Origin of the sequence: Streptomyces sp. NPDC005181, assembly GCF_040608395.1 — a bacterium.
GTDB lineage: Bacteria > Actinomycetota > Actinomycetes > Streptomycetales > Streptomycetaceae > Streptomyces.
Genome location: NZ_JBEXID010000272.1, coordinates 1 through 1,027 on the forward strand (window position 1 = coordinate 1; position 1,027 = coordinate 1,027).

Annotated in this window: 1 protein-coding gene; it reads right to left on the reverse strand. The window is 62.8% G+C overall.

Annotated elements, in window-relative coordinates:
• Positions 1-194: 194 nt before the first annotated feature.
• The gene (locus ABZV38_RS40570; RefSeq protein ID WP_356334002.1) at positions 195-647 is read right to left on the reverse strand and encodes a hypothetical protein; all 453 of its coding nucleotides are present in this window, start codon (positions 645-647) and stop codon (positions 195-197) included.
• Positions 648-1,027 lie beyond the last annotated feature (380 nt).

Here is a 1,027-nt window from a genome sequence, read left to right on the forward strand (position 1 = left end):
TGACACCCCCGCTCCGACAGCCGCTGACCACTCGGTCACCAGCCGTCACCACACACCCGAAACCGTCACACGCTGCGGTCGCACTGAATGTTTGCTCTTGAACTTGCCCGCCATTGTTTTCCAGCCGTCCGCCGCCGTGGTGAGTGCGGACAGCTTTATGTGCATGATCTCGTCGTATGTTGGCATCGTTCCCCCTAGATGCCCGACACTTTGGACTTCACCGAGTTGAAGCCGACCTCGGTTTCCAGGTCGTTGTTACTGAAAAGGACTGCCGTGTTCCGGAGTGCCGACTTCTCCTGGCTCAGACGCCCCATCAGCCGCTTGACCTGCTCGTCCCAGTGGGAGTGGGCCTTCTTGAGCCCGGCGGCCGTCTCCCAGCCCTTGAACTCGGCGGCGGCTCCGCGGACGGATTCGTCGGCGGCGTTGGCCGCAGTCCTGGTGCCGGGCTCGAGGTTTTTCTCGATGCTGTTCGCCGCCTTCTTCTTCTTGGCGGGCGTGGTCGCCAGGTCCGGTGAGTTGCTGCTGCCCAGCAAGGGCGGCTGCGTCGTGGCCCCTTGGTCGGTGGGGAGCTGGTTCAACTGCATCTGCGACGAGTGACGCTCGGTCACCTCGCCCTTCTGCTGAGCCCACTCTTCCTCGAACGACATGGGTCCCCCTGGCTGCTTTCACTCATTGCCGGACTGTTCAGATGTGATCACTCTACCGAGTGGTCCACGCCCGGAGCCTCGGCGGCATTGCACCTGTAACCAACTCCATTCGGGCCGTATTTGCTGCCTGTGGTCCCCTCTGGGGTCATTTACGGCAACAGTCTTCTGTGGTGCGAATACGCAAGAGCGTCACAGTGTGCCGGAGGTGTGAAGGGGGGAGGTGGTGAGGCAGCGGCCCCGGAGACCCGGCGGGATCTTCGACATGGGCGTGACCTGCCTTAAAATGGCTCTTCGCTCGCATCTGTGGGTTTCAAGCGGTCTCCGCGAGGGCTCGCCCGGGGAGCGGTCGGGCGTAACCGGCCAGACAGAGCAGGATCATG

What these genes read in the sequence shown, in the direction of transcription:
- ABZV38_RS40570 (WP_356334002.1), bottom strand. Translation starts at nt 647, where the DNA reads ATGTCGTTCGAGGAAGAGTGGGCTCAGCAGAAGGGCGAGGTGACCGAG.